This window comes from uncultured Aquimarina sp., from assembly GCF_947495315.1.
GTDB lineage: Bacteria > Bacteroidota > Bacteroidia > Flavobacteriales > Flavobacteriaceae > Aquimarina.
The window spans coordinates 129,610-154,597 of the sequence record NZ_CANLYD010000017.1; the positions used below are offsets into that span (position 1 = coordinate 129,610).

Annotated in this window: 28 protein-coding genes and 1 riboswitch; of the genes, 8 read left to right on the forward strand and 20 right to left on the reverse strand. The window is 33.5% G+C overall.

Annotated elements, in window-relative coordinates; all coding sequences use genetic code 11:
* Positions 1-82: 82 nt before the first annotated feature.
* The 8 genes from Q0910_RS23765 to Q0910_RS23800 all read right to left on the reverse strand — a co-directional run bounded on the left by Q0910_RS23765 (position 83) and on the right by Q0910_RS23800 (position 6,415).
* Positions 83-475, reverse strand: coding sequence for a hypothetical protein (locus Q0910_RS23765; RefSeq protein WP_299222315.1), 393 nt, complete (start codon positions 473-475; stop codon positions 83-85).
* Between the two features lie 92 nt (positions 476-567).
* Complete coding sequence (locus tag Q0910_RS23770) at positions 568-1,110, reverse strand: acyl-CoA thioesterase (RefSeq protein WP_299222317.1); 543 nt, start codon at positions 1,108-1,110, stop codon at positions 568-570.
* 15 nt (positions 1,111-1,125) lie between these two features.
* Positions 1,126-1,491, reverse strand: coding sequence for a 6-phosphogluconate dehydrogenase (locus Q0910_RS23775; protein WP_299222319.1), 366 nt, complete (start codon positions 1,489-1,491; stop codon positions 1,126-1,128).
* Between the two features lie 19 nt (positions 1,492-1,510).
* Positions 1,511-2,671, reverse strand: a complete 1,161-nt coding sequence (locus tag Q0910_RS23780; RefSeq protein WP_299222321.1) for a serine hydrolase — start codon at positions 2,669-2,671, stop codon at positions 1,511-1,513.
* A 4-nt stretch (positions 2,672-2,675) separates the two neighbouring features.
* Complete coding sequence (locus Q0910_RS23785; RefSeq protein ID WP_299222323.1) at positions 2,676-3,023, reverse strand: hypothetical protein; 348 nt, start codon at positions 3,021-3,023, stop codon at positions 2,676-2,678.
* 24 nt (positions 3,024-3,047) lie between these two features.
* Complete coding sequence (locus Q0910_RS23790) at positions 3,048-3,437, reverse strand: hypothetical protein (RefSeq protein WP_299222324.1); 390 nt, start codon at positions 3,435-3,437, stop codon at positions 3,048-3,050.
* Positions 3,438-4,841 carry a DNA recombination protein RmuC gene (gene rmuC, locus Q0910_RS23795; RefSeq protein ID WP_299222326.1) on the reverse strand — a complete coding sequence of 468 codons (1,404 nt, stop codon included), beginning with the start codon at positions 4,839-4,841 and terminating at the stop codon, positions 3,438-3,440.
* Positions 4,842-4,888: 47 nt separating this feature from the next.
* Entirely contained in the window at positions 4,889-6,415 is a 1,527-nt protein-coding gene (locus Q0910_RS23800; RefSeq protein ID WP_299222329.1) for a reverse transcriptase domain-containing protein, read from the reverse strand.
* A gap of 465 nt (positions 6,416-6,880) precedes the next feature.
* Between Q0910_RS23800 and Q0910_RS23805 the strand changes: the two genes are divergently transcribed.
* Positions 6,881-7,594 (forward strand): hypothetical protein, encoded by a 714-nt coding sequence (locus Q0910_RS23805; RefSeq protein WP_299222331.1) that lies wholly within the window; start codon positions 6,881-6,883, stop codon positions 7,592-7,594.
* Between the two features lie 5 nt (positions 7,595-7,599).
* Here Q0910_RS23805 and Q0910_RS23810 read toward each other — a convergent pair whose 3' ends face one another.
* The 4 genes from Q0910_RS23810 to Q0910_RS23825 all read right to left on the reverse strand — a co-directional run bounded on the left by Q0910_RS23810 (position 7,600) and on the right by Q0910_RS23825 (position 11,268).
* Positions 7,600-8,064: a DUF5063 domain-containing protein gene (locus Q0910_RS23810; RefSeq protein ID WP_299222332.1), complete on the reverse strand. Its 465-nt coding sequence runs from the start codon at positions 8,062-8,064 to the stop codon at positions 7,600-7,602.
* 12 nt (positions 8,065-8,076) lie between these two features.
* Positions 8,077-8,886 (reverse strand): ABC transporter ATP-binding protein, encoded by an 810-nt coding sequence (locus tag Q0910_RS23815; protein ID WP_299222334.1) that lies wholly within the window; start codon positions 8,884-8,886, stop codon positions 8,077-8,079.
* A gap of 210 nt (positions 8,887-9,096) precedes the next feature.
* Positions 9,097-10,128, reverse strand: coding sequence for an iron ABC transporter permease (locus Q0910_RS23820; protein ID WP_299222336.1), 1,032 nt, complete (start codon positions 10,126-10,128; stop codon positions 9,097-9,099).
* Entirely contained in the window at positions 10,129-11,268 is a 1,140-nt protein-coding gene (locus Q0910_RS23825; RefSeq protein WP_299222338.1) for an ABC transporter substrate-binding protein, read from the reverse strand.
* 87 nt (positions 11,269-11,355) lie between these two features.
* On the opposite strand from Q0910_RS23825, the gene Q0910_RS23830 reads away from it, so the two are divergent.
* A complete protein-coding gene (locus tag Q0910_RS23830) occupies positions 11,356-12,003 on the forward strand; it encodes a diphthine--ammonia ligase (RefSeq protein WP_299222340.1) in 648 nt (215 codons plus the stop codon).
* 202 nt (positions 12,004-12,205) lie between these two features.
* Here the strand turns inward: Q0910_RS23830 and cobC are convergent, their stop codons facing one another.
* The 5 genes from cobC to Q0910_RS23855 are packed head-to-tail and all read right to left on the reverse strand — an operon-like array spanning position 12,206 to position 15,380.
* A complete protein-coding gene (gene cobC, locus Q0910_RS23835; protein ID WP_299222342.1) occupies positions 12,206-12,724 on the reverse strand; it encodes an alpha-ribazole phosphatase in 519 nt (172 codons plus the stop codon).
* Complete coding sequence (locus tag Q0910_RS23840; protein ID WP_299222343.1) at positions 12,706-13,470, reverse strand: adenosylcobinamide-GDP ribazoletransferase; 765 nt, start codon at positions 13,468-13,470, stop codon at positions 12,706-12,708. The genes cobC and Q0910_RS23840 overlap by 19 nt, the downstream gene beginning before the upstream one ends.
* A 20-nt stretch (positions 13,471-13,490) precedes the next feature.
* Entirely contained in the window at positions 13,491-13,829 is a 339-nt protein-coding gene (locus tag Q0910_RS23845; protein ID WP_299222345.1) for a hypothetical protein, read from the reverse strand.
* A gap of 12 nt (positions 13,830-13,841) precedes the next feature.
* The gene (cobT, locus tag Q0910_RS23850; RefSeq protein ID WP_299222347.1) at positions 13,842-14,876 is read right to left on the reverse strand and encodes a nicotinate-nucleotide--dimethylbenzimidazole phosphoribosyltransferase; all 1,035 of its coding nucleotides are present in this window, start codon (positions 14,874-14,876) and stop codon (positions 13,842-13,844) included.
* Positions 14,877-15,380, reverse strand: coding sequence for a bifunctional adenosylcobinamide kinase/adenosylcobinamide-phosphate guanylyltransferase (locus tag Q0910_RS23855; protein ID WP_299222349.1), 504 nt, complete (start codon positions 15,378-15,380; stop codon positions 14,877-14,879).
* Between the two features lie 83 nt (positions 15,381-15,463).
* A riboswitch (cobalamin riboswitch) is annotated at positions 15,464-15,818 on the forward strand.
* A gap of 76 nt (positions 15,819-15,894) precedes the next feature.
* Between Q0910_RS23855 and Q0910_RS23860 the strand changes: the two genes are divergently transcribed.
* Positions 15,895-17,826, forward strand: a complete 1,932-nt coding sequence (locus Q0910_RS23860) for a TonB-dependent receptor (RefSeq protein ID WP_299222351.1) — start codon at positions 15,895-15,897, stop codon at positions 17,824-17,826.
* Between the two features lie 67 nt (positions 17,827-17,893).
* On the opposite strand, the gene Q0910_RS23865 is transcribed toward Q0910_RS23860, so the two are convergent.
* A complete protein-coding gene (locus tag Q0910_RS23865) occupies positions 17,894-19,354 on the reverse strand; it encodes a S41 family peptidase (RefSeq protein WP_299222353.1) in 1,461 nt (486 codons plus the stop codon).
* Between the two features lie 229 nt (positions 19,355-19,583).
* Between Q0910_RS23865 and Q0910_RS23870 the strand changes: the two genes are divergently transcribed.
* From Q0910_RS23870 to Q0910_RS23885, 4 genes are all read left to right on the forward strand, one after another.
* On the forward strand, positions 19,584-20,093 hold the full coding sequence (locus tag Q0910_RS23870) for an RNA polymerase sigma factor (protein ID WP_299222354.1): 510 nt from the start codon (positions 19,584-19,586) through the stop codon (positions 20,091-20,093).
* On the forward strand, positions 20,080-20,562 hold the full coding sequence (locus Q0910_RS23875) for a hypothetical protein (RefSeq protein WP_299222356.1): 483 nt from the start codon (positions 20,080-20,082) through the stop codon (positions 20,560-20,562). Before Q0910_RS23870 ends, Q0910_RS23875 begins: the two co-directional genes overlap by 14 nt.
* A gap of 50 nt (positions 20,563-20,612) precedes the next feature.
* On the forward strand, positions 20,613-21,146 hold the full coding sequence (locus Q0910_RS23880; RefSeq protein WP_118464072.1) for a DUF4252 domain-containing protein: 534 nt from the start codon (positions 20,613-20,615) through the stop codon (positions 21,144-21,146).
* Between the two features lie 122 nt (positions 21,147-21,268).
* On the forward strand, positions 21,269-21,811 hold the full coding sequence (locus tag Q0910_RS23885; RefSeq protein WP_299222358.1) for a DUF4252 domain-containing protein: 543 nt from the start codon (positions 21,269-21,271) through the stop codon (positions 21,809-21,811).
* A 286-nt stretch (positions 21,812-22,097) separates the two neighbouring features.
* On the opposite strand, the gene purB is transcribed toward Q0910_RS23885, so the two are convergent.
* Positions 22,098-23,441 carry an adenylosuccinate lyase gene (gene purB, locus Q0910_RS23890; RefSeq protein WP_299222359.1) on the reverse strand — a complete coding sequence of 448 codons (1,344 nt, stop codon included), beginning with the start codon at positions 23,439-23,441 and terminating at the stop codon, positions 22,098-22,100.
* 202 nt (positions 23,442-23,643) lie between these two features.
* Complete coding sequence (locus tag Q0910_RS23895; protein ID WP_299222361.1) at positions 23,644-24,195, reverse strand: adenylosuccinate lyase; 552 nt, start codon at positions 24,193-24,195, stop codon at positions 23,644-23,646.
* A 243-nt stretch (positions 24,196-24,438) separates the two neighbouring features.
* On the opposite strand from Q0910_RS23895, the gene Q0910_RS23900 reads away from it, so the two are divergent.
* The gene (locus Q0910_RS23900) at positions 24,439-24,885 is read left to right on the forward strand and encodes a heme-binding domain-containing protein (protein ID WP_299222363.1); all 447 of its coding nucleotides are present in this window, start codon (positions 24,439-24,441) and stop codon (positions 24,883-24,885) included.
* The last annotated feature ends 103 nt before the right edge of the window (positions 24,886-24,988 follow it).

Consider the following 24,988-nt stretch of genomic DNA (forward strand, 5'->3'; position numbering starts at 1 on the left):
CGCTCAGTCCTCCGATATAGACGAATCTTGAGCGCACTTAGTCGAACCCTGAGCGTAGCCGAAGGGTTGACTTTTTAGATAATTATTGTTCCAGAAGTCCATCTGCAATCCAATCTTCTACAATATCGATGGTTACTTGAGGAAGTCTTCCTCCTTCTTCTAGTGGGGGCATTACACTGTTAATACCCATTGTAGCGATTCTATTAAATAAGCCTCGATTATTTACAGCATCTACAACCTGATCATATGTCAATAACATCATAATTGCTCCTTGATCTAAAGGATCTCCATGACACTCGATACAATTACTATCTATTATTGTTTTAACGTGAGCGGTATAGGTAGAGGTTTGTCCAGGAATTGGATCTGGATCTACAATGACTTCAGGTTCTGTAGGACTATCATCACTGCCACCGCAGCTTAATAAAACAATTGTAAATAATGATAATAATAGTAGTGTTGTTGGGGATTTCATAGCTTTTTTATTTTTTTCTTCAATATAGCAAATATTCATTGGAATGCGTAAGATGCTTATTTCACAACTATAACGCAAAGATCATTGATAAATTATAGTGCTAGCTGAACATTGTATTCCTTTAATAGTTCCAGATGATCTTCAAGTTTAAATTCTGAAGCTTTAAACCGATCTCTTCTGGCTTTAACATCTTCTTTTCGAATGATACTTCGTACAAAACGACGCACAGCTGTTTCATTTTCTAAAACCAGTCCGGGAACCGCTACGCTTTTTCCTTCATCGTTTTTAGCAACCATAGTAAAATAGCTCGAATTGCAATGCTTCACTTTACCGGTCATTATATTTTCGGACTCTACCCGAACTCCAACTACCATAGAAGTGTGACCAACATTGTTTACAGACGCTTTCATAGTTACCAGTTCACCGACTTCGATAGGTTTTAGAAAGTCTACCTTATCTACACTGGCTGTGACGCAATAAGCTTCAGAATGTTTAGATGCACAGGCGAATGCAATCTGATCCATAAGCGATAAGATATATCCTCCATGGATTTTTCCACTAAAGTTAGAATGTGACGGAAGCATTAATTCTGAAATCACTACTCTGGATTGTCTACCGGTTTTATATTTTTTCATGAACTAATTTCTTTATTATTTTCTAAAATGTGGTGATTCTTCTTCTTCCACATCTATGACAAAATACTTAGAATCTCCTAACCAGGAAATCGTTGCAAAGCGTTCTTTGTATTTTAGTTTTACATATCTCCCTTGGAATTCTTCTAGCTTTTTGATGACTTCTTTGTTTTTACCTTCAACAGAAAAGCTAAATATCTGAGCTCCCGAAATCCCTTGACTGATTTCTCCTTCCCAAGTTTTAAACATCACACCTTTATTACTAAATTTAATGAGTTCTCCACTTCTCACACCTTCACTATACGTAGCAAAATATACGGTGGCATACCAAATGGCAAAAAGCAACGTAATGGCTAAAATTATCAAGGCTAATATTTTTTTCATACGTACTTAGTTGATGTTTTTAGAAAGCTTCATATACTTTGGTTACAAATTCGTCAATTTGGCTGGGTTCTAACCATCTAGTTACGATGACCAGATTTTGTTTTTGATCAATAACAATAAAATTACCACCAAAACCTGCAGCATAGAATAGATGTTCTGGTAAACCTTGCCAATGGCGCGTCCCTTTTTGATTTAACCACCACATAAATCCATAATTTGGATTAGCATCAGAAGGTTTGGTAGCTTCTGTTATCCAGTTTTCAGAAATCAACTGCTGATTTTTCCATGTTCCATTATTCATAAACAATAACCCAAAACGTGCTTGATCTTTGGTGTTTATAAATAATCCTCCTCCAGAATGTCCACCACCACTTACAGATTGCATTTTAGTGCCATCAATAGTACCCCAGGAATTATCATAACCGTACCATCGCCAGGTTGTCGACGCTCCGATTGGATCCATAATTTTTTCTTTAAGAACTTGTGGTAAGGGCTTCCTCCAAACATTTAGAAGAGAATACGCCAATACATTTACCCGAACATCATTATACTCGAAAACAGTTCCAGGTTCGTTTAATTTCCTGAATTTCCAATCGTTGATGCCTCCTTCTTTTGGCGGACGATCAGCCCAATCATATCCTCCCCATAATTGTCCTGACCAATCCGAAGATTGTGTCAACAAGTGACGCCAGTTTATTTTTTTATTATGGGCACCATCATAGGTGTGATCCCAGACATAATTATACGCAAAATCATCTACAGAATTGATTAGTTTTTCGTCAATGGCTAATCCAGCAACAGTTGATAAATAACTTTTAGTGACACTAAAAGTCATATCCACACGATCTATTTCACCCCATTTGGCAATGATATATCCATCTTTTAGAATCAAACCTGCGGGAGCACCTCTTTTTTTAGTGGGGCCTAATATTTTATGATAAGGCTCTCTTGCAAAACCTTTTAGTATGGCTTGGCGTAAATCCTTAGATCCGGAATATTCATTGTCTTTGGCATATTGGACAGCTTCGTTAAGTTTGGTGGTATTTATCTTAAACTCTGAAGGGGTCTTTTCTTCCCAGTTTCCACGTTCCGGGAAATAGGTTTGTTGGGCATTTGCAAAATGAAAAGCAATTCCAAAAATGAATAGTAATATGTGTGTTTTTAAAAATTGGTTTTTCATTTTATTAGTTTTGAGTAATCATTTTATTTTTAACTACTTTTCTTACAGTCATCAGAAAACCTATAGCAAATAATAGAGCTCCTAAAAATGAACCTATTTGAAATATGTACAATATAGTTGCATACTGCTCCGCTCCTAAAAATACATAAAATGCTATTGAAGAACTAGATAGGATGGTGCATAGTGTCATTAATAAACTACCTATCAATAATAGAATTCTTTCTACACTAGAACCCATTTTTCGATAGAAATATATACAAACTACAAAAATAAAAATTTGAGTAATTGAACTAAAAACTCCTATGATGAGATATTTTATAATTTCTAAAAAATCAGGATATGCTTGTTCCATGGATCTGTAGTTTGTACTATTGATTTATGATGTGGTATCTTCTGTAACATTGTTGATAATTGTTCCTGTTAATGATTTTGTTTTTATCACTCTTTTTATCAACAGGAATGTTCCTGCTACAAATAACATGGAACCTATAAAAGAAAGAATATTAATTCCAGAAAGAATATATGAATAGGTCATATGTTCCCAGGTTTCGTCCATAAACATTACAAATAATAGTGTATTAACGATGATAGATAATAAAATAATGATATTACCAATAAGAATGAGAATGCCTTCAGTTTTGGATTTCATTTTATTTAGATAATAAATCGCTATTCCGATAAATAACAATGTTGGTATACAAAAAAACAAAAGGCGTAAGACCTGTATGATAATCATTCCGCCGTTATTGGTATCAAGTGTTTCCATTTAAATATTGTTTAAAATATCATTATCCTCTGAAGCACGCTTTATAATTGCTTCTGGAAGAGATTTTTTAGCTTTGGCTCCCATCTTTTTAAGTTTTTCTACGCTGGTAATTAGATTACCTCGTCCTTCTACCAGCTTATTCATAGCAGAAGAATAATCCTTTTTAGCGTCATCAATCTTTTTACCGACTCCCGTTAGGTCCTTCACCAATCCTTCGAACTTATCATACAGTGCTCCTGCTTGTCTGGCAATTTCGATAGCGTTTCGTTGTTGTTTTTCGTTGTTCCACATCGTATCGATTGTGCGCAAGGTTGCTAATAGTGTAGATGGTGTTACAATTACTATGTTTTTCTCAAAAGCCTGATTATACAATTTACTGTCTTCATTAATAGCAATAGCAAACGCTGGTTCTATTGGTACAAAAAGCAATACAAAATCAGGCGATTCTATATCGTACAAATCTTGATAATTTTTCTCAGAAAGTTGATCTATATGACGTTTTAGAGCTGTAATGTGTTCTTTAAGATATGTGGTTCTAAGATTGTCATCATCTTCATTTACATAGCGTTCGTAAGCCGTTAGCGTTACCTTAGAATCAATAACCATTTTTTTGCTGTCTGGTAGATGGATCACAACATCCGGCAATACACGTTGACCATCGGCGGTAGTAAAGCTTTGCTGGACAAAATATTCTCGATCTTTCTCCAGTCCGGATTTTTCTAATACACGTTCTAAGACCAATTCACCCCAGTTTCCTTGCATTTTGCTATCACCTTTTAACGCTTTGGTTAGGTTGGTAGCTTCTTTACTCATCTGTTCATTAAGATCTTTAAGACCTACTATTTGTTGACGCAAAGCCGCGTGATAATCGATGCTTTCTTTATGGGTTTGCTCTACTTTTTTCTCGAAGGTATTGATTTTTTCCTGTAGTGGATTCAGGATATTTTTAATATTTTCTTTGTTCTGTTCTGTGAACTTATTCGACTTTTCATCCAGAATTTTGTTCGCTAGATTTTCGAATTCTTTAGTAAATTTTTCCTGTAATTTTTCTACCTCGTCTTTTTGTTCCTGGTTTTTGAGTTGCAGGTTTTCAAACTCAGCATTTCTTCGTGTAAGTTCTGTGTTTAAGAAATCTTTTTCTCTACGGATTTCTTCTCGCTCTTTGGAAATATCAGAAAGTTGCTTTTCTAAAGATTGCTTATAGGTTTCTTGCTGTTGTTTGGTAAATTCCAGTTGTTGATCTGCTGCTTTTTTAGCTTCATCAAACTGTAACTGTAATTGATTGGCACGTTCATGAAGCGTACTCTGATCACTTTTGTTTTTAAGCGAAGCTACGTATTTACCTATAAAAAAACCGATGATGATTGCAACAAACGCAACAATAAGCAATATGTATTCTGACATGTAAAGTTAATTTAAGAAAAGTAAAGATAATTCTTTATTAATTTAATCTATAAAACTTGATCCTCCTTTTTTACATTTGAAAAATCATATTTTTTTAAAGTTTTTTGCAAAATTTTCCAATGATTTCTTAATTGCCTTTTAATTTCTGGAGCGTTCATTTCTTCGGACGCTTTATAAGCGTATTTAATATAGTTGCCTCTATATTTTCTGTTGTAGGATTCTATATTTTGCTTTCCATCGATATATGTAACTTTTTTTGCTGGAAGTAATCTTTTCTTTTCTCCTTTAAAGCTATATAAACGGTATATTTTTGTTTTAAATATTGGGGCTTCATCTAATAAATACTTTTCTTTTATTTTTTCAACCCTATTATGTTTTCTCTTAACTGTTTCTTTCATATCCCTATAAAAGGAAGCAAGATTTTTGGATTTTAATAGTGTTTGATAGCCATAGAATTCAAACCCAAGATAATTAAGAGGTTTGTTTTTTATAAGTGAGGTTCCGTTTATTTCGAATGATTGTAACTGGTTATTGTCGATTTTAAAAAGTGTTTTTTCTGTTTTTTCTTTTGAAATTATTAGATCAATTTTTTGAATTTCATTAGTGATAAAATTATTCACTTCATCAATTTGGTCTTTATTACAAATAGCAATGATATCATCAGAATACCGTCTGTAAAATACGCTATCTTTTTTAACTAGTTCATTGGTAATAGCTTCATCAAATGGAAGCATATACATATTTGCTAATAAGGCACTAATAGGAAGTCCTTGAGGAATTCCTGCGATTTTTCCGTTTTTCTTTTTCTGGTTTTTATAAATGATAGTATCCGAGTCTATTAGATCCTTTATGTTGTAAAAAAAAGTATGCTTTCCTCTTTTCTTTAGTTTTGCTAATAGTTTTTCGTCAAAATGACCATTCACTGTCTTTAAATCATCAAGTTTTACATATGAGAATTTAGTTACTGCTTTAAAAATGTTATAATGATCTTTAGGGAGTGATTTGTTACCCAGAATTTTAGACCAAATTAATTTTAGTTTTTTGTGATTAAGACTAGGGAAGAAATTTTCAATATCAAAAGCTAATACGACACAGTTTTGTCTTCTTTTTACTTCATCAAAAACATCTTTAGCAAAATGTATATTATTTTTAAATTTAAGCTGATCTTCTGTTTCTATTTGGCGATAAGCCGTCACGGCATTTGATAATTCTTTGTTTTGATTTAGATATGATTCATATTTAGGTGCTATTATTTTCTGAGTGTAATATGAATAAATATGTGCGTCAATATGAGTAGCATACAGAATTTCTCTAATCTTGGTATTAGAAACTATTTTACCATTCTTTAATTTTTTTTTATGAGACCTTCTCTCAGTTCCATTAAAATCAGCTTCTTTATATCTCCGTTGTTTAATTTGTTTAAATAATAACGGGGAAAATGAATGACGGGAAATGTAATTTGGATTTGATATTTTCCTTTGAATATTTTTTTTAGAGGATATCGGAGTCTTGTTGGTGAAATGGGGATACCCTCTATCCTTAAACCAATCTTTTTCTTTTCTTTTTGTATGCATATATAAAAAAGTAAAGAAAGCTCTCTTACGGATTGATAATTGAAAAAAACATAACATCTCATTTGAGATTAAACCACTAACCGAGTTCTCGATTCCCGTTTACTTCTTACGTATTATACCACAGATGGATTGCACTGTTCATGCTTATCATCAATAACATATTAAAGAACAAATTAAATATCCTTAGAATTATGAAATTAATAACAGAATCATTTAGACAGTTACAGCCCTTTCTGGCACTATTTCAGATGCAAATCATATTTATATTAATAGAAATTTGCATTTCATCTGAAAATTACATTTTTCTTAATCTACATATTTAATTTTACCCCGAAGGTTTAGATTAAGTGATTTGGATAATATTTCAACCCAAATACGTTAGTTCAGCCAAATGTTTTTTCCTTTTGAGAGCTTTCTTTGCTGTTTATAAAATTAATGTTTTTATATTTATAAAAACTAAAAAAAATGGGGAAAATTCCAATTTATAAAATAGGCGATATAGTTTCTTTAAAATCTCATCCATTATTCAAAGGCTACTTAATTAATTCTTATAGCCATCAAGTACCTCCGTTAATGTTAATTCAAGAAGTGCTTGTTGAAGACGAAAACAAGAAGAAGATTTATAGTGATGAAATGGGAACTCCTCATCAAATTGCAGATTTAGTGAAATACAAATGTGTATATTTTGATGACAAAAAAAGTGAATTTAATGAAGTTACATTGTATGAGTCAGTTTTAGAATCTTACAATAAATTAAGGTTTCATAGTGAATCAAGCTCAGGTTCTAAGGAAACAAAAGATAAGTTAATAGAAGAAGTTGAGAATTATAAGCCAATTAATAATTATGAATATGGTAAAGTAATTCAGTTAAAAACTAAAAAATTAGAAAGCAGAAAAAAAATCGAAACGGGCAAACCAGAAAAGTATAAACACCCATCTTTTACTTCGCCAGATTTTGTTTTGATAGGAATAAAAAAGGAAATTAACACTAGTTCATTTTATAATGATGGTACTGTTAAAAAACAAGCACCAGAAGTGTTATTTAAAATATCTTGGTTTAATCATGTTCAACAAAAATTTAGTGAATATTATTTTCCTAAAGAATTTTTTATTGAACCTTTAGAAGAAAAAATCATAAAACCGAAAAAAGGAACTAAGAAAAGAAACACAGATAAATAATCAAATTACAATCGTTCTTCTATATCTTTTAGAGTCTTTAGAAGGTTTACGATATGTCGCTCAGAATGATTGCGCATGATGAATTCAAAATACCAAATAGCATCGATCTCGCTGGTGTTTTCGAATCGCCATTGAACTTCCATCAAATCTTTAATAATATCAGATAAGTCATCATTAGCATCTCCGAGTCCGTTATCAGGTTTTTCCAAATCAAAAGGGTCGGAAACATTTTGGTAAAACCCCAATTCAGGAAAATTGGAACGGATTGTATTGGAGATTTTTTCAAAATTAAAATCAGGAGCCTCCGGATATTCTTCATGATCATCCGCAACGTTTCCTTCTAAGGTCAAGTATTCCTGATATAAGGATATCAATGACTTTTTTAAAGCAAGTTCTTTGTTTTCAATATTCAATTTTGGAGTGATTCCCCATGCTACTATGTGATCTATAATTTCTAGTAATGTGTTCATCGTAAATTTTGTTTAATGCCGTACCTTGTAACTTCCGGTTTTAGGGTCAAATAAGATCAGGTCTTCAGGGAACAAAGAAGAAAATGCTCGACATTGTATCAATTCTTTAGGGCGACCAAATTCGAACCCTTCGGTATTCATCACAATCATTTTATCACATAACTGTATCGCAAAGTCAATTTCGTGGGTAGAGAATAAAATTGTTTTTTGAGTTTCGAAAGCTAAACGTTTTAGGAGCTTTAGAATATATGCTTTATGATATACATCTAGATGTGTGGTAGGTTCATCTAACATAATGAAAGGGGTGTCCTGAGCAATCGCGCGAGCGATGAGCACTTTTTGTAACTGTCCGTCACTTAATTCAAAACATCTTCTATCTACCAATTCGGTAATATGGGTAACTTCTATAGCTTTACGAACTTTTTCGATATCCTCTTCCAGGAGCTTACCCACCCAATTGGTATAGGGTTGTCTTCCTAATGCAACCAGTTCTTGTACTGTTAGGTTTTTTGAAGCAATTTGCTCCGTAAGAACAATACTTAATTGAGAAGCTAATTCAGAAGTTTTATAGTCTTTTATTTCTTTATCAGATAAAAATATATTTCCACGAAGTGCTGGTTGTACTTTAGACAACGTACGAAGCAATGTTGATTTACCAATACCATTAGCACCGACTAACCCAACAAGTTCGCCTTCATACAGTTTTAGATTAATATCCGCAGCCACTACTTCCAAATTATTTTTATGGCGGTAACCAATGGAGAGGTCTTCCGTTTTTAGAACGATATTTTGATTTTCAGTATCTAATGACTCTATTTCCATAGTAATATTTAGTACTTAGTACAAAGTATTTAGTACAAAGTGTTTCAGTACTCTATTTTATTATTCCTTCATTATTTGTATATAATTTCCTATGTCTATTTGTTAGATTTAATTTTTTAATCAATTTTAAAGAGCCAAATTCACTTTCAAGGTAAGGCTTCAATATAATATTTCATACTCACTACTCACTACTCACTACTCACTACTAATTTAAAACAACATCTTTCGTTTTCGTACCAATAACCAGATTACAACCGGAGCCCCAATCAATGAGGTAATAGCATTAATGGGTAAGGTGTATTCTGTGCCGGGTAATTGCGAAATGGTATCACAAACTAACATGATAATACTTCCAAATAATATAACTGCAGGAATTAATGTTTTATGATCTGATGTGTGAAATAATTGCCTTGTTAGATGTGGTACTGCCAATCCTATAAAAGCAATTGGCCCGGCAAAAGCAGTAATACTTCCTGCTAACAATCCGGTAGCAATTATAATCAGAAAACGACTTTTCTTGATGTTTAATCCTAAGCTACGCGCATAATTTTCTCCTAGTAATAAGGTGTTTAAAGGTTTTATGGCAAATATTGCCAGTATCATTCCGATAGTTGCGATTACAGAAAATATCAATAAATCGATCCAGGATAAATTTCCTAAACTACCAAATCCCCAAAAAATATAGCGTTGCAATTGTTCTGCCGGAGCAAAATAGGAGAGTACACTAACTATGGCAGCGGTGATACTACCGAACATTAAACCAATAATAAGAATTGCCATGGTATCTCGCACTCTGATCGATACTAACATGACCATAAAAAGTACTAAAATACTCCCAATGCTGGCGGCAATAACAAGACCCCAATTGGATACTAAAAACAATGCTGTAGAGCCACCAATCAAAGCACTTCCTAGAATCAACAAAGCGACACCAAGACTTGCACCAGAACTAATTCCTAAAACAAAAGGTCCCGCCAATGGATTTCTGAATAAAGTTTGCATTAATAAACCCGAAACCCCCAAACCGCTTCCTACGATGATCGCTGTGATTGCTTTGGGTAATCGATAATCTATAATAATATGTCTCCAGGATTCTTTTTCGACAGTGGCACCAACGAGACTTTTTATGGTGTCGAACCAGGGTATAAGTACAGAACCAAGACTGATATTGGTCACAAAACATAGTAATAATACTATGATAATGAAGATGAATACACTTTTATATGATTTGTTTGGGGTCAACTAGTTCAGTTTTTCGAAAAAATAAGGTTCGTAATCTCTTAATAGTTCTGGGTGTGCTATTTGGATGATATCTTTAAGAATCAAATCCGGACGCATAGGACCTAATTCGTAGTATACCAATCCACCTTTTGCACCAGTTTTTAATGTTGAAGAATATACGGCTTTATTTTTAAATGCTTCAAAAAAGGTATACCGATTGTTCTTTCCTTTTAACTCTTCAAGGGATTTAGAAGATCCTGAACCAATCCAAAATTCGGCATTTTGAGCTTTTTCTAATACACTCTCAAAATTTAATGCGATACTCCCTGTTTTTTTGGTTTCAGCCCATAAATAGTTGGTGTTGGCATCTTTTAAGAATTTAGCTACATAACTATCTCCTCCAGGTACATGCCAAACATCTTTAAACATATTACCTGATAAAACTGTAGGTGTTGTTATAGCATTGTTAGCTAAGGTAGCAGCATCATTATAATCTTTCTCAATTTTTTTAAATATACTATCTGCTTCTTTTTCTTTATTGTAAAAAGCAGCAACAAATTTTATCCACTCCGCACGTCCTAATGGATGCTGTTCCATCCAAGAACCATTCATAACCACTGGAATTCCTGTTTTTTCCAGAAGATCATATGTTTTGGTGTCTCCAGTGGCCGAGTATCCAATGATAAGCTCAGGAGCTAATTCTAAAGTAAGTTCTGTATTTAAATGTCCATTATTTCCTAATTCTACAATAGTTCCATTATCAACCAAAGTCCTGGTTTTTTCTGAAGAAATATAATCACAGTGAGGAAAACCGATGAGTTTGTTTTCTAATCCCAGATACTCTAACATAGGTATATCAGTGGTAGAAGTAACCACAGTTTTATCTACCGGGACTTCTATATAAGAAACTTTACCGTCTATAATTGGTTTTTCTGATCCTTTAGGATGTAAAATATATGTAAAAGTACTTTTAGCATCGGGCCAAGGGGATGTAATGCTAATTTCTTTATAAGTTTTATGATTTTGAATGGTAAAACCAGTAGCGTAGTCAATCTTTTGATCTTCAAGTTTCTCAACACTTATAGGAATAACTACTTTCTTCTCTTGTTTACAGGATAGAATAGAAGCAACTAGTAATAATAGAATTATATAATTCTTCATATGATTTTTTAATATTTGTCAAACTTCGATATTTTTTTGAAAACCTACTATGATTTACCGTTAATTTGTGTTTTTAAATATAATTATATGTCATTTTTATGTTCTTGGAGTGGAGGAAAAGATAGTTGTTATGCCATGCATATGGCTGCAGAAAAAGGATATGTACCATCCGTTTTATTGAATGTGTTAAATGAACATGGAGATCGGTCTCGTTCACACGGAATTCCGAAAGCTATACTGAAAGCTCAGGCAAATTCTCTTGGGTTACCGATTCATTTTTTTGAAAGTACCTGGAATGATTATGAACAATTATACATTAAGAATTTAAAGTCGCTAACCAATACATATAATTTGAAATCTGCTGTATTTGGAGATATCGATATTCAGTCACATAGAGATTGGGAGGAAAAAGTATCCGCGGCAGCTGGTCTAAAAGCGATGTTACCTATCTGGCAACAACCCAGAAAACAATTGGTATTGGATATGATTGATTATGGAATTGAAGCCATCATTGTTTCCTGTAATAAAACGTTAGGACCGGATTTCTTAGGAAGAATAATTGATCAGGAACTTATTAAAGATTTAGAGGCTCTGGATGTAGATGCTTGTGGAGAAAATGGAGAATATCATACATTGGTAACAAATGCTCCTCTTTTCGTTCAAAGACTGAATGTTCAAGTAATTGATAAGGAAACATCTTCTAATTATAATTTCGCAACATTGGAGATTGTTTAAATCTATATTTGTTGTGCATTTAGGTGTTTTTTTTAATTATAATCCGTCAATTCGAGTACTTCGACCAAAGGAGAAGTGTATCGAGAATAGGATTGTAGTTAAAAAACATTCTCGATACCCTCCAGTGGCGGGCAGGCTATTTTGTCTTCATTTCATTACAACAAAACACTCGAATTGACGCTTTTTTTTAATTCATAAGAGGTTAGATTTTAATGACATCTCCATAATTTATTTTGATACTAAAAGAGTCTTTAAGTTCTATTTTTCGAACATATGAAAGTAACGCTCTTATTGGACCAGCATGAGCGACAATTATGATGCTTTCTTCAGCGGAATGATTCAGGGAATTATAAAAGGCTACCATTCTCTCTTGAAGCATAACATAAGATTCACCATTAGGAACCTGTACATTTACAAAATCTTCCATCCAGGGATTTAGTGCTGATGGAGAAATATCATTCCAGGCTTTTAGCTCCCAATCACCAAAATCAAGTTCTTTAAGCCTGTTATCAAAAGTAGTTGGGATATCAAACGTTTCTGCTAATATTTTACAACGTTGTAAAGGACTACAGTATATTTTTGAGACTTTCTGAATAGGAATTTGGTTATGGATTTCCACAACTTCAGATTCAAAAGTATTCGTTATGCCCAGATCACTTTGCCCGTAGCAAATTCCTTTTTCGATATTCGGAGTGGTATGTCTTACCAGATATATTTCCATAAAGCTATGATACTAAGATAAAAAACTACTTCACTAAGCTGCTGTACTGCTCCAGCGCAATCACCTGTTTGGCCACCTATCCATTTTTTGAATTTTGCAGCTAAAAACATTTTAGATAGATACATTGGGATAAGTGTTAAAAATATGAATGGGTTTAGGAATAAGAATAGAGGAACAATTCCAAAGAAACCACTAATCAAAAGCATAGAAATACTCATGCTTTTTGCAGCTGGTTTCGCTTTGCTATCTTCTGTATCGCGCACATACGGATGTGTGAATATTAAAGTGGTTGCTATAAATCGACTGAGACTGTGTCCAGAAATTATTACCAAAGGAACATAAAAGATTTCTACTTCTCGTAATGCCAAAAATTTGATGGCAAGTATCAATAGAATTCCGACAGTACCATAGGTTCCTAGTCTGGAATCTTTCATGATTAATAGAATCTTCTCTTTGGTCCATCCACCACCAAAACCATCACACACATCGGCAAATCCATCTTCGTGAAAAGCTCCGGTTGCATAAATTGTAGCAAACATAGAAAGCAGTAAAGCGATTTCTATGGAAAAGATATAGGAACATCCATAAAAAACACCAGCACCAATGCTTCCTACGAGTATACCAACTAATGGAAAGTATTTCGAACTCTTACGTAAATATTGCGGATCGTGATCTACCCACTTCGGACAAGGAATTCTGGTAAAAAACATAAGAGCGGTAAAAAATATATGAATCTCTTTTTTCATGAATGCAAGCTCTTTAAAGTTTAATTAATTAGTATATCTAAACCCGAATCTTCAACAGTATATTTCCAAAAAGGGATAAAAGCTGAAATACATAAAACAATTGCTACAGCCATTCCTACTAATCCTATTTTGCTTTTCTTTAAAAAAGATATAATACCCAGATAAAAACTCAATAGTGAAATACAGACTATGACTATCATGAATAGTCTTTTAAAAGAAACTAAATCATCAATAAAAACAAAGTGAACCTCTTTTCCAACAATTAAGCTATGGTATATTTCGTGAAGTAATGTATTGTATTTATACACAAAGAAAAAACCTATTATGGAAATTAATATGGATAAGACACCTTTTTTCATTGTAACGGATAATTATTCATTGGTAGTTACTTCGGCTTCTTCAAAACTTGCCATATTATTCAGAAAGGCAACTGCAGATTCTAAAATAGGATAAGCCACTGCTGCTCCAGTACCTTCACCTAGTCGCATGCCTAGAGATAATAGAGGCTTCTTTCCGATAAAGTTTAGCATTTTTTGATGACCCTGTTCTTCGGATGTATGTGCAAAAATACAATAGTCCAGTACATTTTCATTAATTGCATACGCTGATAAAAGCGCGGCTGTAACTATAAAACCATCAATTATAACGGTCATTTTTAGTGCTGCTGCTTTTAGTATTGCTCCCGTAATCATTGCAATTTCGAAACCTCCAAAAGTAGCTAAAGTTTCTATAGGAGTATTTGGGCTGTATTTGTCAAAAACGTTTTGCAGAATACTTCGTTTAATTTTTATGGCTTCACCTTGAACTCCCGTTCCTGCACCCACACATTCTGTAATCGGTATTTTAGTAAAATGTGCCATTAATAATGCAGCTGCAGATGAATTTCCAATTCCCATCTCGCCAAATCCTATTACGTTACATCCATTTTGAAATGTTTCTAAAACAATGGTAGCTCCTTTATCAATAGCCGTATTGCATTGATCAATATACATTGCAGGTTCTGTCTGATAATTTTTAGTGCCATAAGCTACTTTAGCATTAATGAGTCCTTTTATATTATTAAAATCGTGATTGACACCAGCATCTATGATCCTTAGATTAATATTGTTCTGAGTGCACAATGAATTAATAGCGGCTCCACCGCCAAGGAAATTGTAGACCATTTGTTGCGTCACTACCTGAGGATAAGGATTGACTTCACCTTTTTGGGCAATACCGTGATCTCCTGCAAAAACAAGTATGGTAGGTTTTTGTAATATAGGACGTGTAGTGTTTTGGATTAATCCTATTTGTAATGCAATTTTTTCTAATGTACCTAAGGAGCCAAGAGGTTTGGTTTTTAGGTTAATCTTATGTTGAATTGTATTCTCTAATGATTTGTCTAATGGAGTAATATCAAAACTCATTTATTTTATTTTTACTGGTATTCCAGATACCATTAGTATTGCTTGATCTGCTTGCTTTGCAATATGCTGATTCATCCAGCCCTGTAGTTCGGTAAACTTCCTACCTATTTCAGTAGTAGCATGAACTCCCATTCCGATTTCGTTAGATATAATAATGATCGTTGTATTGATTTTTAGAAGTTTGTCAAATTCTGTTTTTGCTTGAGATAGAGAAAGTTCAATATCATTTTTAGTGTCTACAAAAAAATTGGTGAGCCATAGTGTTACACAATCTATAACGACAACTGTATCTTTTTTAATAACTTTGGATAGTTCTTTTTCTTCCTCAATAGAGGTCCATCGACTATTGCGATCCGCAATATGTCTATCAATGCGTTTTCGATGATCCCCATCCCAAACTCTCGATGTAGCTATATATGTTGGGTTTTCTGAAAGTTCTAATGCCAGGTTTTGAGCATAACTGCTTTTGCCTGAACGCTCTCCACCAGTAATGTAATACAACATGTGTAATAGGTTTTAAAGAGCGCAAAGATACTAGTAAAACTAATTTATTTGGTAAAGCGAATGCATTTTCGAAGAAATATGATACATTCGCGCAGAATTTTGGTTCCGACACACTTTTCATAGTGTGAAGGATTAAAAGGGAATCAGGTGAGATGAGGTACGACTTTAGTATTGCGAATTAGGATTTTTAAGTTTTCTAAATCGTAAATCCAAAATCTAATATCGTACATAAACATTCCTGAGCTGTTCCCGCAACTGTAAGCTGTGTTCGTCTAAGACGGATGCTTGTTATTAATTCTTTATAACCACTGCTTGTGTCGAACTCGTTTCGACATCTTTTAAACTATTTTAAAAAGAAACTGAAACAAGTTCAGTTCAGGTGGGAAGGTAAATAACAAGACGCAAGCCAGGAGACCTGCCTAAATTCGTTATGTTAAACTTTCGGGATAGAAGTTTAGGTATGGGTAAACTGCATACTTTTTTCCGGTAATTGTAAAATTAAGTCATTTAGGAAATGAACAAAAAAGTGTTTTTTGGGGCTACACTAATTATGTTAGGAGCTCAGGTTGTTTCAGCGCAAGATTCAACAAAAGAAGAAAAAGTAAACGAGTTAGAGGAGGTAGTACTTTCTGATTCTAAATTTAAACTAAAAAGAGAGCAAAGTGGTAAGGTAATTACCAAAATTACCTCTGAAGAATTAGAACGCAGTCAGGGACAATCTGTTGCCACAGTTTTAAACAGAGTAGCAGGAGTTTATGTAAACGGGAGTAATAATGCAGCAGGAGAGCCATTGGGAGTTTATGTACGTGGTGGACGTAATCGCCAGGTAGTGATTAGAATTGATGGAGTTACCGTAAGTGATCCCTCTACATCAGCAGGGGATTATGATCTTCGATTATTATCTACTAGCCAAATTGAATCTATAGAAATTCTAAAAGGAGCTTCTAGTACATTATATGGTTCTGGGGCAGCGGCGGCAGTAATTAATATTACTACAAAGTCTGAAAGCAAAGATGAAATATCAGGTCAATTTTCTTCTAGTATCGGTACCAATCAATCACAGGATGATCAGGATTATGACATAAATGAGTTTGTAAACTCAGCATCGATTAATGGAACTATAGGTAAAGTAAGTTATTTAGGAAGTCTTTCTCATCAATCAACAGATGGTCTATCAGCAGCAGAAGCTGAAGGAGCAGAAAGTGATGCTTACAATAAATTTAATGTTTCCGCCAAATTGGGATATCAGTGGAACAAGAATTTTAAGTTTCACTTTTTTGGAAACCTAGATCAGTATAAGACCGATTTTGATGGAGGTGCTGGATTTGATGCAGATAACCAGTTTGATAGCCGTCAATTAAGAGGTGGATCATTTTGGGAAGCAAAATATCCTAATGGAAGCTTCACTTTTGTAGATAGTTATGCATTATTAGAAAGAGAATTTAATTCTAATTTTCCTTCTAGATATGAAAGTAAGATTTATACTTTTGATACTTATAATAAGTATAACTTTAATAATACATTATATACTGTAGTTGGTGCAAATGGTTCTTATAGTGACTTTAATCTTTTTAGTATTCCTTTCGGAAGTGATGATTTAGTACAGACGATTAATGATAATGAAGCGGATTTTGATATTATTGATCCCTATATCAATTTAGTATATGTATCTAAATTTGGGCTAAATGTTAATGCGGGAGGAAGACTAAATATTCATAGTGCTTATGGTAATCATTTAGTTTACAATATTAATCCATCTTTTACTTACACTTTTGGAGACAATTATATAAAAGGATTAGCATCGTATAGCACTGCATACATTACTCCATCATTATTTCAATTATATGATACTGCTTTTTTTAGTGGAAATCCTGATTTAGAACCAGAAGAAAGTAGAACCATAGAAGGAGGGATAGAGCTATCTCACGAAAAAAGAGCTACTATAAGTGTAGTATATTTTAATAGAAAATCAGAAAACTTTATCGCTTTTGATCCTAACACTTTTGTGAATTTCAATTCGCCTAATGACATTAAAGTTGATGGTGTAGAATTAGAGTTTAATGCAAAAGTATTAGAGGATAAGTTGTCTTTTAGCGGTAACTATACCTACACCAACATTTCAAGATTAGAAAATGATATTAGAATACCTGAACATAGCATCCAGGCAAATATTGGATATCAATTATCGGATAAAACGTATACTTCTATAAGTTATCAATATAATGGCGAGCGTACGGATACTAATTTTGATCCTGTTACATTTGCACCAACACCTGTTCCTTTAGATAGTTATGGTATACTAGATTTTTATATTAGTCATCAGCTTTTGAGTAATATGACAGTTTTTGCTGCTATGAACAATATTACAAACGAAGAGTATCAAGAGATATTTGGATTTAGTACCAGAGGTAGAAATGCTAGAATAGGTTTTAATCTGAAATTCTAGGATTATATATAGAAAAGTAAAAAACGCCTAAACTCTTTAGTTTAGGCGTTTTTTGTTAGATGAATTTTTACTTAAAAAATACTTTTTCTACCTTAGATATATCCGTGTCTTTATACATTCTCAGATAATCAGGTTTGTACATCTTACTTTCGCCTATAGTTTCTAATTCGATAGTATTATATTTTGATGGAGATCTGTTTCCTAAAATATCATCAATAGCTGCTTTTAATAGGGGTTCGTTAGGATCACCCAATGTTCCCAGGTTTGAGAAATCTTCGGCAACTTCAATTTCAGGAACAAAACCACCAAAATAATCTGTAAATCCTGCAGAATTTATAGACCTAAGAACTAAAGGTTGCATTGCATACGTGTGGCCTGTATTGGCACCATTTCGTCCAAAATTATCTGAATCATACAAAGTTATAGAAGCTTGAAATTTTCCTCTACTTGTGGAGCCAACCTGAATTACATTAATATAAGGATCCAGTCCATTAATTACTAGTTCACTCGCAGATGCAGAACTTCTGGTTGTTAATATATATACTCTACTAAGGTTTAAACTATTAATGCCAGCACCAGTTCGGATTTGATTATCAAAAAGATTGGTGTCACCAAATTGTTCTTGTCGATCTACATTCCATTCTTCTGTAGTAAATACTTGTCCGTTAAACTGTCCTGTAATCATGCTAGATAAGTCAATTGCAGTAATCACCGAACCTCCACCGTTATATCGCAAATCTAATATAAGATCTGTAACATTATCAGAGGCAAACTGCCCAAAAGCTGCATTTAACTGAGCATCGAAATCGGCAGTGAATCCATTATACATTAAATATCCAACAGGATTGCCGCTAACATCCAGGGTTTTTGCAAGAAAAACAGGATTCTCTGTATACTGTACTTTGGTAAGAGAAATCGATGTACCTGTTGGAGTTACATCATTTCCATCAAAAGTAGCCAGACCGATTGTATATGTATCTGGAGCTAGTAGTTGATTGAAATTCTGCTCCGTAATCTGAGTGCCATCTATCGTATTAAAAATAATACCTCTCTCAATTCCCTTTGTCTCTGCATCGGTTCCAGGAAGCACATAACGAACATACCCAAATACATTAGGTGCACTATTAGGATATCTAACTAATCCGAACTCCATACCATTATTCCGGGTAATTCCATCAAAAGCTTGTTCTAATGCAATAAAATCATCCACCAAAAAACTGAATTCATCAACTTTTATCTGTTCTGAACCTACGGTTACCGTTTCTTGAGTTCTTACTCCTTCAAAAATAGCTTCGGGAGATGAGAAACCACTAAGAAAATTAGTATACTCTTGATTAGAAGAAAAACGATCGTTTGCTAAATCTTCTACATCTGCTTTGTATACATAAAAAGCATTCATGCCTTTCCAGATAAAATCATTAACCTCCTGCACCCCTGATATTCTTAGTACATCATCATTATCCTCAAAACAACTAGTGAACATACTTACGGAGAAAAGGAGTAAGGCAAAATACTTCAGGAATTTCATAGACTTTTTTTATTTTATATAACCCTAAAAATAGGGACTTTATTATAATTTCAAAAAAATGATGTAACAAATTACAGATGTAGTCGTCTCCCTTATATAAAGCTAACAAGTTAGTTTTGTAACAACCAACCAACAAATATGAAATGAGCTATAACGAAGAATTGAATATTAATTATAAAGTGTTGTTAGCGAATTCCATCTGTCAATTGGGAAAAAATAGAATGAACAGATGAAAGAAAGAGCATTTATAACGCTTACTAATGGTTTTAAAGACAAGCTATACAGGTTGGCTAAGCGATTGTTGGTAAGTAATGAGGAAGCAGAAGATGCTACGCAAGAAGTATTACTGAAGTTATGGAGGAATAAAACCAAAATGGCTGAGTATAAAAATGTGGAAGCTTTTGCAATGACAATGACCAAAAACTATTGTTATGATAAGTTAAAAGCGAAAGAAGCTGGGAATTTAAAAATTGTACATAGTAATTATAAAGATGAGCGACCTTCATTACAGCGAGAAGTAGAAGCAAGAGATAGTCTGGATTGGGTAGGCAAGATCATGGACGGATTACCAGAACAACAGCGAATGATTGTCCAGCTCAGAGATATAGAACAATATGATAATGCAGAAATAGCAGAAATGCTAGAAATGAACGAAACAGCAGTACGGGTAGCATTATCAAGAGGAAGAAAAACAATACGACAAGAATTATTAAAAAAGCACAATTATGGAGTTGTCTAACATAGAAAAATTACTGGAAAAGTATTTTGAAGGAGAAACGACCCTTTCTGAAGAAAAAGAATTAAAGGTTTATTTTACCGGAGAAAGCGTGCCGTCACACCTAGAGAGATACAAAGATTTATTTCAGTTTTTTTCTAATGAAAGTCAAGTAACTGCTACTTCAGAGGTTACTTTAAGTACCAATCGAGTGCCTTGGTATACCTGGATAGGTGTAGCCGCATCAATAGCTTTAATTGTGGGGCTGTTTATAAAAGATGTTCCGCCAGGAGTTGATCCTGAAGGAGTTTATGGTACCTATGATGATCCTGAAATGGCATTACAAAAAACCAAAGAAGCCCTTGATTTGGTTGCTAAATTAATGAATGAGGGCAAAAAGGACTTGGTATACCTGAATGAGTTTGATACTGCCAAAAAAGAATTAGTGTATCTAAACGAGTTCGAAAGTGCCAAAAACAAATTGATAAAATAAAAACGAATACTATTTTCCCAAATATGGGAATCTTTAAAAATGATTTAATTATGAAAAAGTTTGCAATCGTAATATTAGTAGCATTAGTGCCATATCTGTCTGTTGCTCAGAGTAATTTTGATAAATATGAAGACATGAACGATGTGTCGTCTGTTGTGGTAACTAGTAAAATGTTTAAGTTATTAAGCAAAATGGATCTGGAAAGCAATGATCCTGAAGTTAAAGAATATATCAACCTGGTAGAGAATATTAAAAATATCAAAGTTTTTGCTACAGAAAACAATGAAATCGGTCAGAAGATGAAAGCTGATGTGCAGAAATACCTAAAAAGTACTTCGCTAGATGAGCTGATGCGAGTAAAGAGTGATGGTAAAAATGTAAAGTTTTATTCTAAGCCTGGTAAAAATGACAATTTTGTAACAGAACTGTTTATGTTTATGGAAGGAATGGAAAATGATGGAGGACCTAATACAGTAGTACTAACAATTACTGGCGATATTGACTTAAGACAAGTGTCTAAAATTGCTGATCATCTTAATGTTCCTGGAGGACAAGAACTTAAGAAAGTAAAAAAGAAAAATTAAGCTTTTATATTTAGTTTAAGTTACACCAAAGCTTCTTCAGACCATTACATCTGAAGAAGCTTATCATAATCATCATCAATCAATCAACCTTGTCCGCCTCTGGTGGATCAAAACCAATTAAAATGAAACATATAATAAAACTAATAGCAGTAGCGTGTGTAATGTTACTAATGAGCTGTAATAATGGCACTTCATTACAAAGATATTTTGTAGATCATCAGGGAGATTCAGATTTTGTAGCAGTAGATCTAGCTACAAGTTTATTGGATACTGATAAAGTAGAGTTTTCTAAAGAAGAAAGAGAAGCATTAGAGAGTATTAAGAAAGTCAATTTTTTAGCATTGCCACTTAAAGATAAAACCAAAGCTAGGTATGAAGAAGAAAAAACGGCTATCAATACGATACTTAATTCCGATAAGTATGAAACCTTGATGAGGTTTGGCTCTAATGGAACAAAAGCGGTACTTAAATTTCAAGGAGATGAAGATAATATTGATGAAATGATCGTATTTGCTTCTAACAAAGAAAGAGGGCTAGCATTGGTAAGAGTTTTGGGCGATGATATGAAGCCAGAAAATGTTGCAAAACTAATGAATGCTATTGATAAAGGAGATGTGGATATGGATGCTTTTAAAAATATAATCGGGAATATCGATATAGACTAATATATGCTGTACTAAAAGTGATCTAAAAAGACACAGAAAACAAAAAAAAGCTTCGACTAATATTAGTCGAAGCTTTTTTTATCGTTACACAAGGTTCAGTATTATCCTTAATTCCTGAAAGCCGTCAAATTGAGTGATTTTCCGTAATGAAATAGAGGGAAATTGTATCGAAATTAGGCTTTTGAAAGAAAATTACTTGTTTTCGATACATCCGCCTAAGGCGGACACTCAAACTGACGTAATTTTCTTATCACAAGTAAGCACTAAGGTCACCTGGAAACAACCACTATATCCCAGTATAATTAGAAGGCGTAATAGCTTTTAGTTCTGATTTGATAGCATCTGAGACTTCTAGTGTCTCAATAAATTCAGCAATAGAATTTTGATTTATCTTAGCGTTCGTTCTAGTTAATCCTTTCAATGCTTCATAAGGATTAGGATATCCTTCTCTTCTTAGGATAGTCTGAATAGCTTCTGCTACTACTGCCCAATTGTTTTCGAGATCCTGAGCAAATTTTTCTTCGTTTAATAATAATTTATTCAGTCCTTTTAGTGTCGCTTGAAATGCAATCAATGTATGTCCAAAAGGCACTCCCACATTTCTAAGTACTGTACTATCTGTAAGGTCACGTTGTAATCGGCTTACAGGAAGTTTTGCTGATAAGTGTTCGAATAAAGCATTAGCAATACCAATATTTCCTTCACTGTTTTCAAAATCAATAGGGTTTACCTTATGCGGCATCGCAGAAGATCCAACTTCACCTTTTTTGATTTTTTGTTTAAAGTAATCCATAGAAACGTATGTCCATACATCACGATCCAAATCTAGGATAATAGTATTTATACGCTTTAATCCATCGAACAAAGCTGCCATATGATCATAATGCTCTATTTGAGTTGTTGGAAAAGAATGATGTAAGCCCAGTTTTTCTTGTACAAAACGAGTTCCAAACGCTTTCCAATCAATAGTAGGATACGCAACTTTATGTGCATTGTAGTTTCCTGTAGCTCCACCAAATTTTGCAGCACTTGGAATATCATTTAATAAATCAAATTGTGCTTCTAATCGCGTTACATATACCTGAAACTCTTTTCCTAATCGGGTAGGAGAGGCAGGTTGACCGTGTGTACGTGCTAGCATAGAAATTTCAGACCATTCTTCTACTAATGATTTTAATTTCTCCTTTAATTCTAAATAATGAGGTATGTACACATCACCAACGGCTTCCTTAATACTTAAAGGGATAGCCGTGTTGTTGATATCCTGAGAGGTTAGTCCAAAATGAATAAACTCTTTATACTCTTGTAAACCGAGGATGTCAAACTTCTCTTTGATAAAATACTCAACTGCTTTTACATCATGGTTAGTTACTTTTTCAATATCCTTTATAGCCTGCGCATCTTCAGTAGAAAACTGAGTGTAGATTTCTCGTAATTTTCCAAATAAGGAAGTGTCAATACTCTTTAATTGTGGTAGCGGTATTTCGCATAAAGCGATAAAATATTCTATTTCTACCAGTACACGATACTTTATTAAGGCTTCTTCACTAAAATAGGCACTTAAGGATTGTGTTTTAGAAGTATAGCGACCATCAATAGGTGAAATAGCTTGCAAAGGAGATAATGACATAGTGTTGTTTTTTTGAAAGCTGCAAAGATAATTTATTTAATCACGAATTACGAAGTACGAAGAGTGATTTTTTGTTGGATTGCTGGATGAGTAGATTATTAGATCACAAGAGCTTTGGATTATTGAGTTTTTCAGATTTCATAATTTCCCTAACAACTAACAACTAACAACTAACAACTAACAACTAACAACTAACAACTACTTACAGTTTTTTCAAAATCATTCTGGATCTTGCTTTGTAAGCAGCACTGCCATCGTGATAGTTATTCTCTAAAGTAATTTTAAGTTCTGGATGTACCCAATCGAATTCTGTGCCCAGTAGATATAGACTTGTCATAGAATAAGCCTTTGGTGCTACTTTCTGATCAGAGATTAACCAATCAAAGCAAGCTTCGGTTATTTTTTCTCTATGTGTAGCTATAAGATGTTTGCGTACTTCAGTGCTTTTCTTTTTGTAATAAGCTAAGATCAAATATTCACATATTTTAGCCACAGGTCTTACAGCAGGGTCTTGATGTACCAGCGGAAGTAGTTTTATAAATGAATCTAAATGTGGTAAAATGGCTTCTAGATTATTTTTACATAAAAATTCTAACCCCCAGGAAGCTCTGCAAGATATTTCATCATCTACCTGATGACAGATTTCTATAAGCTGTGGTAATAACTCCGGATTTCGTAAAATCAGATTGGCAAAATGATTCCGTTTTTCTCTAGAGTGATTGGTGTTTCTAATTTCCTCTTCCAGATTGATCATACTGGTTTATATATTCTTACTTTTTCGACTGTCACCTCGAGCGGAGTCGAGAGGTTTTTTTTAGTTAACTAATTAGGTCTCGACTCCGCTCGACCTGACAGTTTAATGACAAATAACTAATTTTCATTAAAACATTAATCGAACTAAGTTTATTATCTATTTTAATATTTTTACGATCTTAGTTTCAAAATTAATAGGGGTTTTAATTAGTATTTTCAACTCCATAAATGTAATAGATACAAAATGATAAAAAAAATTGGAATTTCGTTAGTAATCCTGATAGTGATTTTACAATTTTTCAGACCAGATAAAAATGAATCCGGTTATGAAACCATAGCAGCTTTTGAGGCTCAAACTATGCCTTCTTCAGAAGTAAAAGAGATACTGAGAGCCAATTGTTACGATTGTCATAGTTCGCAAACCCAATATCCTTGGTATGCAGAGATCACACCAGTTAATTATTGGTTAGCAGATCATATAGCGCATGGAAAAGGACATTTTGATGCTTCTGCTTGGGATGCATATACTGATAAGAAAAAAGATCATAAACTAGAAGAGTTGATAGAAATGGTGGAGGATAAAACCATGCCTCTAGATTCTTATACCTGGATTCATGGAAAGCTATCAGAAGAAGACGCACAGAAATTGATCAACTGGGCAAAAAAAGTGAGAACTCAGTTTAAGAAGTAATTGGGTTTTGGATCATTAGATTGTTGGATTGTTGGATTGTTGGATTGTTGGATTGTTGGATTGTTGGATTGTTGGATTGTTGGATTGTTGGATTGTTGGATTG

Bases quoted from the DNA above. Each gene is read 5' to 3' on its own strand.
- Q0910_RS23765 (WP_299222315.1), bottom strand. From the start codon at position 475: ATGAAATCCCCAACAACACTACTATTATTATCATTATTTACAATTGTT.
- Q0910_RS23770 (WP_299222317.1), bottom strand. From the start codon at position 1,110: ATGAAAAAATATAAAACCGGTAGACAATCCAGAGTAGTGATTTCAGAA.
- Q0910_RS23775 (WP_299222319.1), bottom strand. From the start codon at position 1,491: ATGAAAAAAATATTAGCCTTGATAATTTTAGCCATTACGTTGCTTTTT.
- Q0910_RS23780 (WP_299222321.1), bottom strand. From the start codon at position 2,671: ATGAAAAACCAATTTTTAAAAACACACATATTACTATTCATTTTTGGA.
- Q0910_RS23785 (WP_299222323.1), bottom strand. From the start codon at position 3,023: ATGGAACAAGCATATCCTGATTTTTTAGAAATTATAAAATATCTCATC.
- Q0910_RS23790 (WP_299222324.1), bottom strand. From the start codon at position 3,437: ATGGAAACACTTGATACCAATAACGGCGGAATGATTATCATACAGGTC.
- rmuC (WP_299222326.1), bottom strand. From the start codon at position 4,841: ATGTCAGAATACATATTGCTTATTGTTGCGTTTGTTGCAATCATCATC.
- Q0910_RS23800 (WP_299222329.1), bottom strand. From the start codon at position 6,415: ATGCATACAAAAAGAAAAGAAAAAGATTGGTTTAAGGATAGAGGGTAT.
- Q0910_RS23805 (WP_299222331.1), top strand. From the start codon at position 6,881: ATGGGGAAAATTCCAATTTATAAAATAGGCGATATAGTTTCTTTAAAA.
- Q0910_RS23810 (WP_299222332.1), bottom strand. From the start codon at position 8,064: ATGAACACATTACTAGAAATTATAGATCACATAGTAGCATGGGGAATC.
- Q0910_RS23815 (WP_299222334.1), bottom strand. From the start codon at position 8,886: ATGGAAATAGAGTCATTAGATACTGAAAATCAAAATATCGTTCTAAAA.
- Q0910_RS23825 (WP_299222338.1), bottom strand. From the start codon at position 11,268: ATGAAGAATTATATAATTCTATTATTACTAGTTGCTTCTATTCTATCC.
- Q0910_RS23830 (WP_299222340.1), top strand. From the start codon at position 11,356: ATGTCATTTTTATGTTCTTGGAGTGGAGGAAAAGATAGTTGTTATGCC.
- cobC (WP_299222342.1), bottom strand. From the start codon at position 12,724: ATGGAAATATATCTGGTAAGACATACCACTCCGAATATCGAAAAAGGA.
- Q0910_RS23840 (WP_299222343.1), bottom strand. From the start codon at position 13,470: ATGAAAAAAGAGATTCATATATTTTTTACCGCTCTTATGTTTTTTACC.
- Q0910_RS23845 (WP_299222345.1), bottom strand. From the start codon at position 13,829: ATGAAAAAAGGTGTCTTATCCATATTAATTTCCATAATAGGTTTTTTC.
- cobT (WP_299222347.1), bottom strand. From the start codon at position 14,876: ATGAGTTTTGATATTACTCCATTAGACAAATCATTAGAGAATACAATT.
- Q0910_RS23855 (WP_299222349.1), bottom strand. From the start codon at position 15,380: ATGTTGTATTACATTACTGGTGGAGAGCGTTCAGGCAAAAGCAGTTAT.
- Q0910_RS23860 (WP_299222351.1), top strand. From the start codon at position 15,895: ATGAACAAAAAAGTGTTTTTTGGGGCTACACTAATTATGTTAGGAGCT.
- Q0910_RS23865 (WP_299222353.1), bottom strand. From the start codon at position 19,354: ATGAAATTCCTGAAGTATTTTGCCTTACTCCTTTTCTCCGTAAGTATG.
- Q0910_RS23870 (WP_299222354.1), top strand. From the start codon at position 19,584: ATGAAAGAAAGAGCATTTATAACGCTTACTAATGGTTTTAAAGACAAG.
- Q0910_RS23875 (WP_299222356.1), top strand. From the start codon at position 20,080: ATGGAGTTGTCTAACATAGAAAAATTACTGGAAAAGTATTTTGAAGGA.
- Q0910_RS23880 (WP_118464072.1), top strand. From the start codon at position 20,613: ATGAAAAAGTTTGCAATCGTAATATTAGTAGCATTAGTGCCATATCTG.
- Q0910_RS23885 (WP_299222358.1), top strand. From the start codon at position 21,269: ATGAAACATATAATAAAACTAATAGCAGTAGCGTGTGTAATGTTACTA.
- purB (WP_299222359.1), bottom strand. From the start codon at position 23,441: ATGTCATTATCTCCTTTGCAAGCTATTTCACCTATTGATGGTCGCTAT.
- Q0910_RS23895 (WP_299222361.1), bottom strand. From the start codon at position 24,195: ATGATCAATCTGGAAGAGGAAATTAGAAACACCAATCACTCTAGAGAA.
- Q0910_RS23900 (WP_299222363.1), top strand. From the start codon at position 24,439: ATGATAAAAAAAATTGGAATTTCGTTAGTAATCCTGATAGTGATTTTA.